The organism is Variovorax sp. W1I1, from assembly GCF_030815625.1.
Classification (GTDB): Bacteria; Pseudomonadota; Gammaproteobacteria; order Burkholderiales; family Burkholderiaceae_C; genus Variovorax; species Variovorax paradoxus_C.
In genome coordinates, this window is sequence record NZ_JAUSWZ010000001.1 from 5839223 (window position 1) to 5853032 (window position 13810).

Annotated in this window: 8 protein-coding genes and 1 pseudogene; 6 read left to right on the forward strand and 3 right to left on the reverse strand. The window is 62.8% G+C overall.

Annotated elements, in window-relative coordinates:
- Positions 1-119 precede the first annotated feature (119 nt).
- From QFZ83_RS27150 to QFZ83_RS27175, 6 genes are all read left to right on the forward strand, one after another.
- Positions 120-1382 carry a helix-turn-helix domain-containing protein gene (locus QFZ83_RS27150; RefSeq protein WP_307511465.1) on the forward strand — a complete coding sequence of 421 codons (1263 nt, stop codon included), beginning with the start codon at positions 120-122 and terminating at the stop codon, positions 1380-1382.
- Positions 1383-1727: 345 nt separating this feature from the next.
- Positions 1728-4664, forward strand: a complete 2937-nt coding sequence (locus tag QFZ83_RS27155) for a type VI secretion system Vgr family protein (protein WP_373457514.1) — start codon at positions 1728-1730, stop codon at positions 4662-4664.
- Positions 4665-4749: 85 nt separating this feature from the next.
- Entirely contained in the window at positions 4750-8112 is a 3363-nt protein-coding gene (locus tag QFZ83_RS27160) for a DUF6531 domain-containing protein (RefSeq protein WP_307511470.1), read from the forward strand.
- Positions 8113-8124: 12 nt separating this feature from the next.
- The gene (locus tag QFZ83_RS27165) at positions 8125-9789 is read left to right on the forward strand and encodes an RHS repeat-associated core domain-containing protein (RefSeq protein ID WP_307511471.1); all 1665 of its coding nucleotides are present in this window, start codon (positions 8125-8127) and stop codon (positions 9787-9789) included.
- Positions 9786-10115: a hypothetical protein gene (locus QFZ83_RS27170; protein WP_306882076.1), complete on the forward strand. Its 330-nt coding sequence runs from the start codon at positions 9786-9788 to the stop codon at positions 10113-10115. The genes QFZ83_RS27165 and QFZ83_RS27170 overlap by 4 nt, the downstream gene beginning before the upstream one ends.
- 155 nt (positions 10116-10270) lie before the next feature.
- Positions 10271-10660 (forward strand): hypothetical protein, encoded by a 390-nt coding sequence (locus tag QFZ83_RS27175; protein ID WP_307511473.1) that lies wholly within the window; start codon positions 10271-10273, stop codon positions 10658-10660.
- A gap of 19 nt (positions 10661-10679) precedes the next feature.
- Here the strand turns inward: QFZ83_RS27175 and QFZ83_RS27180 are convergent, their stop codons facing one another.
- From QFZ83_RS27180 to QFZ83_RS27190, 3 genes and pseudogenes are all read right to left on the reverse strand, one after another.
- Complete coding sequence (locus QFZ83_RS27180; RefSeq protein WP_306882078.1) at positions 10680-10973, reverse strand: hypothetical protein; 294 nt, start codon at positions 10971-10973, stop codon at positions 10680-10682.
- A pseudogene (locus QFZ83_RS27185) lies at positions 10874-11148 on the reverse strand (hypothetical protein); the annotation flags it as partial. The pseudogene QFZ83_RS27185 and the gene QFZ83_RS27180, both read right to left, overlap by 100 nt.
- 201 nt (positions 11149-11349) lie before the next feature.
- Positions 11350-13809 carry a glucose/quinate/shikimate family membrane-bound PQQ-dependent dehydrogenase gene (locus QFZ83_RS27190; protein WP_307511475.1) on the reverse strand — a complete coding sequence of 820 codons (2460 nt, stop codon included), beginning with the start codon at positions 13807-13809 and terminating at the stop codon, positions 11350-11352.
- Position 13810: the final 1 nt, after the last annotated feature.

The window sequence follows — 13810 nt, forward strand, 5'->3', positions numbered from 1 at the left end:
TGCTGCAAGGATCGTTTGCGCGACGCCGGCCTTCATCTTCGGGATTTCCCCAATCGAGCCTTGTTCCATTGCGGAACACATTCGCTGTGGTCCCCGAATCCAGGGAGGCATCGAGCACCATGGCTCACGACATGTTCGACAGGCTGGGCACCGCGGATGCGCCGCGCCAGCTCTTCACCAGCACGCCCGCGGAGCGCGTGGCGCTCGCGCGGCGGCAGTTCTTCGAGGAAGGCGTGCGGCCCTCGGGCCTCATCGGCGAGGCGGTGCTGCAGTCATGGATGCGCTGCACCCGCACCCATGCCGACCGCCAGCGCATCGTGCCCTTCGATGCCGTCACGCCCAGCCGCCTGCACGCCACGCTCGCGCGCAACCGCGAGCTGCTCGACGTGGCCCGGCAGGAGCTCGGGCAGATGGAGCACGCGCTCGCCGGCACCGACTGCCGCGTGATCCTCACCGATCGCGACGGCGTGGTGGTGCACGTCACGCACCAACCCGCCGCTGCGCACCAGCCGGTGCTGCGCAAGACCGCGCGCGTGGGCGTGAACATCTCCGAGCGCATCGTGGGCACCACCGCGCCCGGCATCGTCGCGAGCACCGGACAGGCCTGCACGGTCGATGGCGCGGAGCACTACTTCGACGTGCTGCGCGAGATGCAGTGCGCCGCCGCGCCGATCCGCGACGTGACGGGTCGCCTCGCCGGCGTGCTCGACCTCACGGTGGAGGCGCGGCGCTTCGGTTTCGATGCGGCATCGATGGTGTCGCTCTATGCGACGACGATCGAGAACCGCTTGCTGCAGGCGCAGTCGCGCGACCACCTCATCCTGCGTTTCCAGGCGAGCCCGACGCTGCTCGGCACGCCGATGGAGGCGCTCGCCGGCGTCGCGCCGGACGGCACGATCGCGTGGCTCAACAACGCGGGCGCGCGCTTGCTCGGGCGCTTGCCCGAGGCGGCGGACGAGCGCGATGTGGAATGCCTGCTGGGCCACGACCTCGCGAGCCTGCTGCGGCTGGGGCGCCGCGAATCCGCGCAGCCGCTGCGGCTTGCGAGCGGCCTGGGCGTGTGGGTGCAGGCGCATCTGAAGGGCGCGGACGGCGTGGACTTCAAGCATGCGGTGGCGATGCCCGCCCTGCATGCGTCGACGCCCATCGCACACACGGTCGATGCGGTCGCCGCCGAAGAAGACTGCACAACCGCAACCGACGACGAACAGACACCGCATGCCGAGACCTTGCGCGAACACAGCCGCAAACTGATCGAGGAGACGCTCGCGGCGCACGGCGGCAATGTGTCGCAGGCGGCGCGCCAGTTGAACGTGTCGCGCGGCACGCTCTATCGACGCATGCGCGGCTGGCGAGAGAGCGAGCAGCCACAGGCCGAATGAAGTTCGGGGCATCGTCTGCTCGTTGCAGAGAAGCCGGGAACAAGATGGTCTGAATGATCGTGAGGTCATTCGGCCAGGCGGATGGGCGGTGGTGGCCGTGGAGACCGCCTTTCGCTGTATCACCGGGCGCGCAGTAGTGTGTCGAGCCGGGCATGGTCGAGCCCAGCGCCACAAATTTTTCACGTCTCGCTGTGCCAATTCCCGGCGTGAGCCCCGGTTGACCATTGTTTGCAACGGTGCAGTTCCAGCTGCCAGAGACTGCCGGACCGTCGTTCACCCGAGGTCCAGCCGATGTCTCGAACCCTTGCCGTTGCTAGTTCCGCTATTCCCGATTCGCTGGAGCCCGTGCGGCTCTCGGGCCGCGAGGGCATCAACAGTCTGTTCGAGTATGAATTGCTGCTCAAGACCCCCGATGCGCTCAATTTCAGCTTTGGTGCTGCGGCGGATATCGATCTCGACAGCTTCGTCGGCCAGGAGATCAGTTGTCTGATTGAACTCGATGGCGCGGGCGAGCGGCAGATCAACGCGCTCATCACCGATGCGCAACTCTGGGGCGAGGAAGGCCGGCACGTTCAGTACAAGCTCACTCTGCGCCCCTGGCTGCACTTGGGCACGCTGACCAGCGACTGCAAGATCTACCAGAACAAGACGGTCGTCCAGATCCTGGATGAATTGCTGGCGGACTATGTGTTCCCCGTCGACAAGCACTTGAGCGATATCTACCCCGTCCGGGACTTCCAGACGCAATTCAACGAGAGCGATTTCGCGTTCTTCGAGCGCTTGTGCCAGGAGTGGGGTCTGAATTTCTACTTTGCGCACGGCGAAGGCAAGCACCGCCTCGTGCTCACCGACAACACGGGTGCGCACGTCCCCATGGACAGCGTTGCGTACCGACAGGTCGAGTACCACGCGCCCGGCTGGAAGCTCGATGCCGAATACATCAGCAGTCTCGTTCCACACCACCAGCTCACCAGCGGGCGCTACGTCAGCCGCGACTACGACTACACCCGTCCCAAGGCCGACCTGAGCGTCAAGCGCGCCGATCCGCGCCCTACCGGGCAGGCCGATCAGGAGGTCTACCAATGGCACGACGGCCAGGCCGGCAGTCACTACGCGCAGCCTCGCGCTGGAGCAGGTACCAACGAGCCTCTTGCAGAGGGTGATCGCATTGCGCTGCTGCGCATGCAGGCATTGCGTACTCACGGTGCACGCGCCAAGGCCAGCGGGAATCTGCGCGGCATGGCCCCCGGCTTCACTTTTCAGTTGCAGAAGCACCCTCGCGGAGCGGCCAACATTCAGTACCTCGTTCTCGACAGCCAGTTCCTCATCGAGAACGTCGCACAGGACAGCCAGGACACAGGAGCCGCACCGCATCGCAAACAGCAGTGGCGCGTCGAGGTCGACTTCACGGCCCACCCCATCACTGAACCGCTGCGCCCCGAACTGTCGCGGCACAAGCCGCACACGCAAGGCCCGCAGGTCGCACTGGTCGTCGGACCCGAGGGCGAGAACCTGTGGACCGACGAGCTGGCTCGCATCAAGGTCCAGTTCCCTTGGGATCGCCTGGGCCAGAAGAACCAGCATTCCACCTGCTGGCTGCGCGTGAGCTCGCCGTGGGCCGGCAACCAACTCGGTGGCGTGCATGTGCCGCGCATCGGCCAGGAGGTGATCGTCGACTTCATCGGCGGCGACCCGGACCTGCCCATCTGTACCGGCCGGGTGCACAACCAGATGAATCTGCCGCCCTGGGAGCTACCAGGTCAAGTCGCCTTGTCGGGCTTCAGAAGCAGGGAGCTTGTCAAGGAAGGCGGCAACGGTTCGGGCAGTCGCTCCAACCACCTGATCCTGGATGACACCGACCAGAAGATTCAGGCGCAACTCAAGAGCGACCACCAGAGCAGTTCGCTGAGCCTCGGCCACGTCACGCGCATCGACGGCAATGCAGGTCGCCAGGACGCACGGGGCGAAGGTTTTGAATTGCGCACCGATGCTCACGGCGCCATCCGTGCCACGCAGGGCCTGCTCATTACGACCGAGGCGCGCCCCAACGCCCGCGCGCATTTGCTCGACAGCGGCGAGACCCGCCAGCGGCTGATCGAAGCCCGAGATCTGCATGACGCGGGGGCGCAGGAGGCGCAGAAGAACAAGGTCCAGGAGGGCAACGACCAGGCTGAAGTTGCCAAGTCCTTGAAGGAGCAGAACGATGCGGTCAAGGGCCAAGGCGCAGCCGATGTCGAAGCCGGGCGCTTCCCCGAGCTGGCCCAGCCGCACCTGGTGCTGGCCAGCCCCGCCGGCATCGAGACCACCAGCCAGTTCAGCACGCACATCGCCAGCGTCGAGCACACGGCCCTCACCAGCGGCAAGCACACCAGCATCACCAGCGGCGACAGCCTGCTGGGCGTGGCGCTGCAGGCCATCAAGCTCTTCGCGGCGCAGAAGGGCATCAAGATCGTTGCCGCCCAGGCCGACATTGACATCCAGGCGCTGAAGACCTGCATCAACCTCCTGGCCAAGGACGAGATCACCATTCGGGCCGACAAGATCAGGATCGAGGCCAAGACGGAGTTGCTGATCAGTGGTGGCGGCAGCTACGCGCACTACAAGGGCGGCAGCATCGAGAGCGGCACCACCGGCCCGCATGTTCAGCATGCAAGCGTGCACAGCATGGTTGGACCGAGCAGTGTCAGCCGGCCCAGCCTGCCGGAGGGGCTAAGGCCGGGCAAGGGACAGCTCGAGCTCACGCACCGCTATGCCAACAGCCATGGCTTGAAGGGTGCCGACTACAAGGTCACCGACTCGGCCGGGCAGGTCAAGACTGGCAAGCTCGATGACAAGGGTTTCGCGGCTGTCTCGGGACTGGCACCGGGTGGTGCTCGCATTGAATTGGGCAAGGATCCGCGCAATCCGTGGGATCACTCCAGCTACTTTGGAATCCCTACATGGCCGTCCAAGAAAACGGATGGCCCTGCGGACGCGACAACCGCTCCTGCAAACGACATGCTCGCTGGCCTCATGAAGCAGGCCAGTGGCGCAGCCAGCACAGCCAGTGCAGCCATCGGCGCAACAGCCGCATTGGCTGGCGGTCAGCTCGCCAAGTCGGCAAGTGGCGCGGTCAGCGTTTCTGCCACGGCCGGTGTCGCCCGCGCCGTGACGAGCGGCAATTTCGCCAGCATCGCCAAGACCGCTGTCACATCGGTTGCAAACAGCGTGGTTGGAGACATGGCCGGCAAGGCCGTGGCGCGATTGCCACCGGGCGTGGTACTGCCTCACACCACGGTCTGAAGCCCACGCCACATGCGCGCGCATTGCGCGCATCCAGTGCATTCAAAAAAATCGATAAGAGCCAAGCGGCTCAGGGAGTTCCAGCATGGCCGACATGTCGCAGGCGGAGATGACGAAGAAAGAGGACGAACAGGAGATGTTCGTCAAGCCGCTGGACCAGATCGACCCTGCAGAGCTTCCGGGCGCCAAGAAAGTTGTCAACGACTGGCTCAAGAGCATCAGCGGCGACCACGTCACGGTGGACAGAGTCATGACTGTCGCCAGTGCCGTTCCAATACTCGGCAACATCCTGGCGGCCATCGATGCCGTGTGCGACATCATCGTTCTTGTCCAGAACAAAACCTCCAGCAGCATCGAAAAGGGGCTCAACTGGGTCAGCCTTGGCATCAACCTGATCGGCATCATTCCGTTCCCCCCGACCATGGCTGCGGCGCGGACCAGCCTGAGGCCTGCACTGCATCTTGTGCGAAGCAAGTTGCGCACAGTCGGCCACGGACTCGACGATGCCCTCGTCGTGCTGCTTGTTGACCATCTCAATGCCACCCTGGCTGGTGAGATCGACAAGTTCGTGAACGAGGCCATCCAGAAGCTCGAGAGCATTCTGGACGAAGCCGCCACCATGGCGCACGACCTGATCTCCGGATTGAGCAATGCCTTGCGCAAGCTCGCATCGGGCACGCCGTTCGATACCAGTGCACCAGCGCCAGCACTCCCCTTGAAGCGCGACCCGGAGACAACCTACGAGAGCGGCGTCTGGGGAGCCATCAAGGGGATTGCAGACGATGTCGGGGACGGAATCGCAGACGGCGCCGGTTATGTCGGCGGGAAAGTCGTGCAAGGCGCCAAGGTTGCGGGCAATGCCGGAGTCGGCCTGGTCATGCGCAACACCGAGGGCGGCGGCAAGGCTTCAAAGCTGATGAACACCTACGCCAACTCGTTGGACAGTCTGGCTAAAACGGCGAAGGCGCAGATCAAGGCGTTGGGCAATGCGGGAGCCGGCATGTCCATCGCCTGGCTTCTCGTGAGGCTCAAGGATGCCGTGTTGCGCTTTCGCACCAAGGGCAAAGGTAAAGCGGGAGGCACCACGGTCAATGACAAGACCACCGCAAAGCACGAGCAGAAGAAGCCGGAAGGGGAGCTGGACACGGGGAGCTCAGAACGCACAAAGAGGGTGCGTGATGCCAATGCTTGCAAGAATTGCGAAACGGGTGCCGCAACGCCTCGCTCCATCAGCTTTGCAACTGGCAGCGAGACCTTCGTCCATACCGACTTCACCTTGCCGGGCCACATGCCCATCGTCTGGAGTCGCACGTACTACTCGCGCCTGGCAGCCTACGACCACCCGCAGCATCACTCCGCACATACCGACAGCAGCGCCTATCTCGGTGCTCGGTGGACCAGTCCCTACACCACCCGCATCGATCAGGCCTTAGATGGCAGCCTGAGCTACTTCGCGGCCGATGGCCGCGAGCACCGCTTCCCCAAGCTGGCCGAACCCGAGGATGGCAAGGTCGGCCAGACTCACCACAATGCCATCGAAGACCTCACCCTCGGGCGAGGTCATGCCGGCCTGCTCATCCTGAGCCATGCCCGCGACTACATCGAGACCTTCGAGCTCGCCCCCCAGTTCATGCGCGAGGGCAAGGCGCGCACCAAGAACAAGGTCGTGCATTACCGGCCAGCAAGCCAGCGCACCCGCGCTGGTCACACGACCGAGTTGGCCTATCGCCACGAAGGCGGGCAGCTCTCCGATATCGTCAGCGGCCAGGTCCATGTCAGCACCGCCATCGATGAGCATGGCCGCATCCAAAGCCTGTGGCTCGTGCAGGATGGACAGGCCGTGCGCCAACTGGCCGCCTATACCTATCAGACGCTGGCCGATGGCAGCAGTGATCTCATCGCCGCCCAGGATGAGAACCAGCAAAGCTGGCACTACGAATATCAGGCTGCGGGGGAGAAAGCCAGCACCCACCTGATCTCTGGCTATACAGACCGCACCGGCCGTGGCACCCATCTCCATTGGAAGCACGAAGACGGTTTCGACATCGGCCTGAGCGCCGACAACAGCGCCGAGGCCAAGGCGTATCGCGAACACGCCGACGACGGCAGCTTCGACACCACCATCGTCTGGAACAAGCACATTCGCCTGGCCACCGTCATCGATGCCCTTGGCGCGCAGACACGCTACTACTTCGACTTCCTGGGCTACACCTACCGCATCATTCATCCGGAGGTGCGCGGTGCGGACGGACTGCTCTATGCGCATGAAGAGTGGTTCTTCCGGGATGCGAACAAGAACATCACCAAGCATCTGCATCCTGATGGCAGCCAGGACCGCTACACCTACGACGCGCACAGCAACCTCGTGAGCCACACCCGTGCCGACCACAGCACGGTGCACATCGCCCACGACGACATGGACAACCTCACCGGCATTCGCGATGCCGAAGGGCATGCGTGGAAGCGCACCTACGAGGGCGTCAATCTCATTGAGGAAATCGACCCGCTGGGCCACAAGACCGAGTACGCCTACAACGAGCACGGCCTGCCGGTGGAGATCACCGACGCCAAGGGCGGCAAGAAGCAGTTGGCTTATGACGATGCCGGCCAACTCGTTGCGTACACCGACTGCTCGGGCAAGACCAGCAGTTGGGCCTATGACGAGCGCGGCCGTCTGATCAAGCAGAGCAATGCGGCCGGCGAGATCACTCGGTACCGCTACGAGCGCGGCCAACTGACTCGCATCATCGATCCCGACGGCACCGAGGAGCAGTTGGCGCACGATGCCGAAGGCCGCTTGCTCTCGCACCGCGATGCACTGCAACGTGAAACCCGCTATCAATACACCGTGGCGGGCCAGATCGCTCGGCGCACCGACGCCAACCGCAACACCATCGACTACCAGTGGGACCGCCTGGGCCGCCTGGCAGCGCTGCGCAACGAGAACGGCCGCACCCACAGCTTCAGCTACGACCCGCTGGGCAAGCTGCTTTCCGAAGTGCAGTTCGACGGCAGCAGGACCGTGTACGGCTACTCCCCTGCCACGGGTGTGCTGCGCCAAGTCACCGAAGGCGATGCGGTCACCCAGCTCGACTTCGATCCCAAGGGGCGCCTGACGAAGCGCACCGCGGGGCTGTATATCGAGCCCACGGACAGCCAGGGCCGGCCAACCGGGCGTACGCTGGATGCGAAGAGCATCCAGACCGATAGCTATGCCTACGACGGCAACGGGCAGCTCATCGATGCCCGCAACCCGCATATTCACTTGCAGTGGTTCCCTGATGCTGCGGGCAACGTCAAGACCGAGCACCATCATTACCTGATCGACGAAGAAGGTAGGCCGAGCAGCCAGCCGATGACGGCAGTCTGGCAGCACCGCTACGACGAGTTGGGCAACCGCATCCAGACCACGCGCCCTGACGGCCACACCACCACCTGGCTGACCTAAGGCTCAGGTCACGTGCACGGCCTGATGCTCGATGACATGGAGGCCGTGCAGATCGAGCGCGACGACTTGCACCGTGAGGTCAAGCGGATACAGGCCAACGAGGTGGGGCAGGAGCAGCAGTACGACCCAGCAGGGCGGCTGAAGGCTCAGGTGCTCCGCCGGGTGGAGAGGCTGGGCGAGAGTCGAGGCAGTCCTTCTCCTTCTGCCCCCAACGCCAGCGCACTCGGCATCCAGCGCAAGTACAGCTACGACCGAGCCGGCCAGCTCACCGACATCGGCGACAGCCGCCGAGGCAGCCTGAGCTACCGCTACGACCCTGTGGGCCGTCTGCTGCAGGCCCAGAGCCAACTGGGCACCGAGACCTTTGCGTTCGATCCGGCCAGCAATATTCTGGACCCGATGGCGCCGGCGGCCAGAGAGGCTGGGGCGATTCACAGCATCCCAGCGATCCTGAACAACCTGGTGAAGGACTACGCTGGCACGCACTTCGAATACGACAGCCGCGGCAACATGGTCAAGCGGCTGCACAACGGCCAGCGCACGCGCTTTACGTGGGATGCGCTCGGGCGATTGACCGACGCGCGCACCCAGGACACGCGCACCTCATTCCTGTACGACCCGCTCGGCCGACGCATTGCCAAGCGCAGCGAACCCATCGTCATCACCAGTTCGATGGACGGCAGCCACTATCACGCGGCCGAGTACCAGCGCCAGATCCACGAACGCGGCCTGGGCACGGTGCTCTTCGGTTGGGATGGTGACCAGATGGCTTGGGAAAGCGACCAGGCTCGACAGCGGACGGTGCACTACGTGTTCGAGCCCGGCAGCTTCGTGCCGTTGCTGCAGGCCAAATCCAATGCAGACATGCGTCGGGCGATGCTGCAGCGGCCAAAGGCGGCGACGCAAAGCTATGTCGATGCGCAAGGCAACTACGACCTGGATCAGGACCCGCTGTACAACGGGATGTACGAGGCGGGCATCGGCAGCGACGGGGAGCCGCCAGCGCCACTGGAGAACATTCACTTCTACCAGTGCGACCACCTGGGCACACCATTGGAGCTGACCGATGAGGCCGGCAACATCGCATGGGAGGCGAATTACAAGGCTTGGGGTGAGGCAAGGCTCACGATCAGCGAGGCCGCCAGGAAAGCCGGGCTGAAGAATCCGATCCGATTCCAGGGGCAGTATCTGGACGTAGAGACGGGGCTGCACTACAACCGGTTCAGGTATTACGACCCGGTGATGGGGCGGTTTGTATCGAAGGATCCAATTAGATTGCGAGGTGGAATTAATGTATTCCAATATGCCTCCAATCCGGTGAAATGGATTGATCCGACCGGACTTTCTGCAGCATCCGATTTACCTCGAATGAAAGGGCGAAGCGTGCCACGTGTCGGATCGATCCTGAGTAATGCGGGGTTTAATAAAACAAAAGGCAATGGCGCGAATGAAACTTGGAAGCACACGGATGGATCAGAGGTCAGAGTTCATAAATACGGAAATAAATGCCTATGCCCTTATAAATCAGGAAATAACGCACATATTCATAAGGAAGATCCTGCAGGATGGCAACTTAATGATCACGGGCGTGTATCAGTAGACCCGGTCGAAACCCACATTGGTATTCGTAACCCTATGGATCTGCCATTTTTTCGAGGAAGGTCGCACGGATCATGAGCTATGAATATAGATTGCTGCTCGATAGCACTATCTCGGCGCAGCATTTTATGAACTCATTAATGCTGAGTGAGGCATGCGTCAAGGCGCAAGCAAGAGAGGTCTATTTAAAAGACCAAGAGTTGCAGACTCCAGCTGAGTATGACGCCAGGTTAATTCAGGAGGGCAATCAGTCAATATGGATGGAAATCAATTTAAAGTCGGTGAATTTATATAGATTGATCCACTCATCACTGAGCGGCGGGGTTGTTCGATGTTATGAGGATGGAGATTTAGATGATGAGGTTTCTCTGAAAGAAGCATTTCGCATCAAAATCAAAAAATAAGCGAGCCATTCAATAAAATCGAAGCGGCAACGTTCCGATTTGAGAAGGACTATTGGAGAAGGATACCGAAGTGGTGGAGGGTGTCGTGTCACCACTTCGCGGGTCACGGTTCGAAGAAATAAATCTGGCGGCGTTTATACCGCATGCCCTCGATTATGAATTCAGTTAACCTCAATTATATACGCGGCCTCTACGATTTTTTATTTGGGAAAATCGATGAGGAATTAGAGGAATTTGACATTAATTTACCTGAGAATCAGAGAATTCTCTTTGAAGAGATGGCGCACAATTTTAAAAAATTCGGCCCGACTTCAAAGAGAAACATTCTTGATGGTCTGAACTTAATTTTTCATAATTCTTGCGATGAAGAATTATGGAGAAATGCTATTCCACATGACCTCCCTCTTAACCGCGTGGCGGACAGGCGAGGTTATTTGGAAGGAGTTATTTTTGCATTGACAAAAAATACCCCTGAATTGCTTGATAAACGTCAAATTCTATTGATTAATGAAATAGGAGCACATGGGTTGGATTTTTCAAAATGATCAGTTATTTTAATGCAAATCAAATTTCATTAATCATCGTGCGCACCTCGAGCCAAGGGTAAATAGCGCTCAAATTCAATGCAATTTTCTCGGTCACATTCATGGAATGCACTACGTGCTCTCCATGAGCGGTGGCGATCTCGATGATCTCTATATCAATAATAAGAGTGGCCGCACCAAGCTGTTTGATGCGATGAAAACTGACTTCAATATCTACGGGCCGGTCAGCAAACAAAGGACTCTTGAAATAATCAATGCCATTGGACTCGATAGCCCTGCTCGCGCGCGTACTGCGTACTGGCTCGGCGGCCATCCGACGTGACGGGTGGAGGCGACGCTGAACATGCTCGCGAAGCTGAAGCCGACGCGTTCGGCGATCTCGGCGACGCCGCCTTCGTTGGGCGGAGCAAACCCTTCGCGGGCGCGCCATGCGAGCAAGTACCCATCGGGGCCACTCCCACCTTGCGGCTGAGGCGATCAAACAACGTGCGCGTGCGCGTCGTGCTGCCCGGCTCCTAGGGCGAGACCAGTTTTCGGAACGCCGCGCGCCTGCACCGCATCGAGAACGAGGTCTGTAGCGACTTCATGAAAAAGACCATGCGCCCGCATGCTCGCGTCCACCGGCCCCGGGGCACGCGCGCGAAGAACTCGGCCGAGGCCGTGCAGTGGGCGGCCGGTCGGTGCGTGTCTCAGCGCTTGGGCAACGCGTAGGCGATCACATGGTCCCCGGTGCGCGTGCCGAGCGAGCCGTGTCCGCCGGCGGCCACCAGCACGAATTGCCGCCCGTCGCTGCCGCGATAGGTCATCGGCGTCGCCTGCCCGCCTGCCGGCAACCGGCTGCGCCACAGCTCCTTCCCATTGCCGACGTCGTACCCCCGCACGTACTGGTCGAGCGTGCCCGACAGGAACGCCACGCCCCCCGCGGTCATCACCGGCCCGCCGAGATTCGGCACCCCCATCGCGAACGGCAGCGGCAGAGGCGAGCTGTCGCGCACCGTGCCGTTCTTGTGCATCCAGATGACCTTGCCGCTGCGCAGGTCCGCGCCCGCCACATGCCCCCATGGCGGCGCCTGGCACGGCAGCCCCAGCACCGAAGTGAACGCGCTGAGCTTGATCGCGAACGGCGCGCCGAAGTTCTCGTTGAGCGCGGGCAGGCTGTCGTTCGGCCGGCTCTTGCCCTGCACGTACAGCGTGGTGTCGTCCGCGCGCGGCACCAGCTGCGACACGAAGGCGAGCGACGCCGGCGTGGTGAAAGCGATCTGCCGCTGCGGATCGACCGCGATGCTCCCCCAGTTGAAGACGCCGAAGTTGCCCGGGTAGATCAGCGAACCCTGTGTCGACGGCGGCGTGAAGCGGCCCTCGTAGCGCAGCCGGTGAAACGCGATGCGGCAGGCGAGCTGGTCGAAGATCGTGCCGCCCCACATGTCGGACGGCTTCAGCGCGGGCGGATCGAACGAGAGCCCCGACACCGGTTGCGTCGGCGCGGTGCGGTCGCCGGTGGCGGCGCCCTGCGGCGCGGGCCGCTCGTTCACCGGCACGATGGGCCGGCCGTTGCGCCGGTCGAGCACGAAGAGCTCGCCCTGCTTGGTCGGCTGCACGAGCGCGGGAATGGTCTCGCTGCCCACGCGCAGATCGATGAGGCTGGGCTGCGAAGGCACGTCGTAGTCCCAGAGATCGTGGTGCACCGTCTGGAAGCTCCAGCGCACGCGGCCGGTCGTGAGATCGAGCGCCACCACCGACGACGAATAACGCTCCGCGCCCTCGGTGCGCTTGCCGCCCCACTGGTCCGGCGGCTGGTTGCCCGTGGGCACGTAGACCAGCCCCAGCGCCTCGTCCACGCTGGAGATGGACCAGCTGTTGGGCGAGTTGACGGTGTAGGTGCGGTCGGCCGCGATGGGCGCTGTCTCGTCGGGGTTGCCCGAATCCCAGTTCCACACGAGCGCGCCGGTGTTGACGTCGAAGGCGCGAATCACGCCCGAGGTTTCCTTGGTCGAGACGTTGTCGAGCACCGTGCCCCCCACCACGATGAGCGAGCGCGTCACGACGACGGGCGAGGTCGAGTAGTAGGAGCCCACCTTGACGTTGGGCATGTTCTTCCAGAGATCGATCTGGCCGCTGCCGCCGCCGAAGGCCATGCAGGGCTTGCCGCTTTCGGGGCTGAGCGCGATCACGCGGCCGTCGGCGGTAGGCATGAAGAGCTTGGCGTCGCACTCGCCTGCCGGTGCTGAAGGCGAAGGCGACGGCGTCGGTGTGGCGCCCTGTGCCGTGCTGCCGGCGTAATACGAGAGGCCGCGGCAGGTCAGGTGCTGCAGCGCGAGCGATTTCTGGATGTCGGGCGTGTAGCGCCAGATCTGCTCGCCCGTGGTGGCGTTGAGCGCGATCACCGCCTGGTGCGGCGTGCAGAGAAAGAGCCGCTCGCCGATCTTGAGCGGCGTGACTTCGAAGGTCGTCTCTTCCGGATCGCCGGGCTGGCCGCGCACGTCGCCGGTGCGGAAGTGCCAGGCCTCTTCGAGCTGCCCGACGTTGGCCGGTGTGATCTGGTCGAGCGCCGAATAACGCTGGCCGAAGCCGGTGCCGCCGTAGGCGGTCCAGTCGTCCTTCGGCGGAGGCGGGCTGGCGAGCGCGGCAGCGGCTGCTGCGTTGCCCGATGCATCGGGCAACGGCGCGATGCCTTCTATGCGGCCGGGCTCGCGCGTCCACGAGAACACCGCCGCCAGCAGGAATGCCGCGAGCACCACGCCGAGCACGGCGCGCGTGCGGCCGATGCCGGTTGCATCGCGCCGCGCGAGCGCACGCGCCACCCAGGGCGAAAGCAGGAACAGGCCGATCACGAAGAACACATCGCCGCGCGCGGCCAGCGGCCACCAGTCGAAGCCCACTTCCCACAACGCCCACACCAGCGTGAGCAACACCACCGCCGCATAGAACAGCAACCCGATGCCGCCACCACGCCTGAGCAGCAAGGCCGACGCGATGAGCCCGAGCCCCGCCACGAGGTAGTACCACGAGCCGCCGAGCGCGATGAGCCATGCGCCCGCGACCACGAGCGCAAGGCCCGCGAGACCGAGGACCACGGCGACAACGACAAGCAATGCGGAGGGCGACGAGGACTCGGCGGGCTGGGTGAACTGGGCGGAGGAACGCGTCATG

Bases quoted from the DNA above. Each gene is read 5' to 3' on its own strand.
- QFZ83_RS27150 (WP_307511465.1), top strand. From the start codon at position 120: ATGGCTCACGACATGTTCGACAGGCTGGGCACCGCGGATGCGCCGCGC.
- QFZ83_RS27160 (WP_307511470.1), top strand. From the start codon at position 4,750: ATGGCCGACATGTCGCAGGCGGAGATGACGAAGAAAGAGGACGAACAG.
- QFZ83_RS27170 (WP_306882076.1), top strand. From the start codon at position 9,786: ATGAGCTATGAATATAGATTGCTGCTCGATAGCACTATCTCGGCGCAG.
- QFZ83_RS27175 (WP_307511473.1), top strand. From the start codon at position 10,271: ATGAATTCAGTTAACCTCAATTATATACGCGGCCTCTACGATTTTTTA.
- QFZ83_RS27180 (WP_306882078.1), bottom strand. From the start codon at position 10,973: ATGGCCGCCGAGCCAGTACGCAGTACGCGCGCGAGCAGGGCTATCGAG.
- QFZ83_RS27190 (WP_307511475.1), bottom strand. From the start codon at position 13,809: ATGACGCGTTCCTCCGCCCAGTTCACCCAGCCCGCCGAGTCCTCGTCG.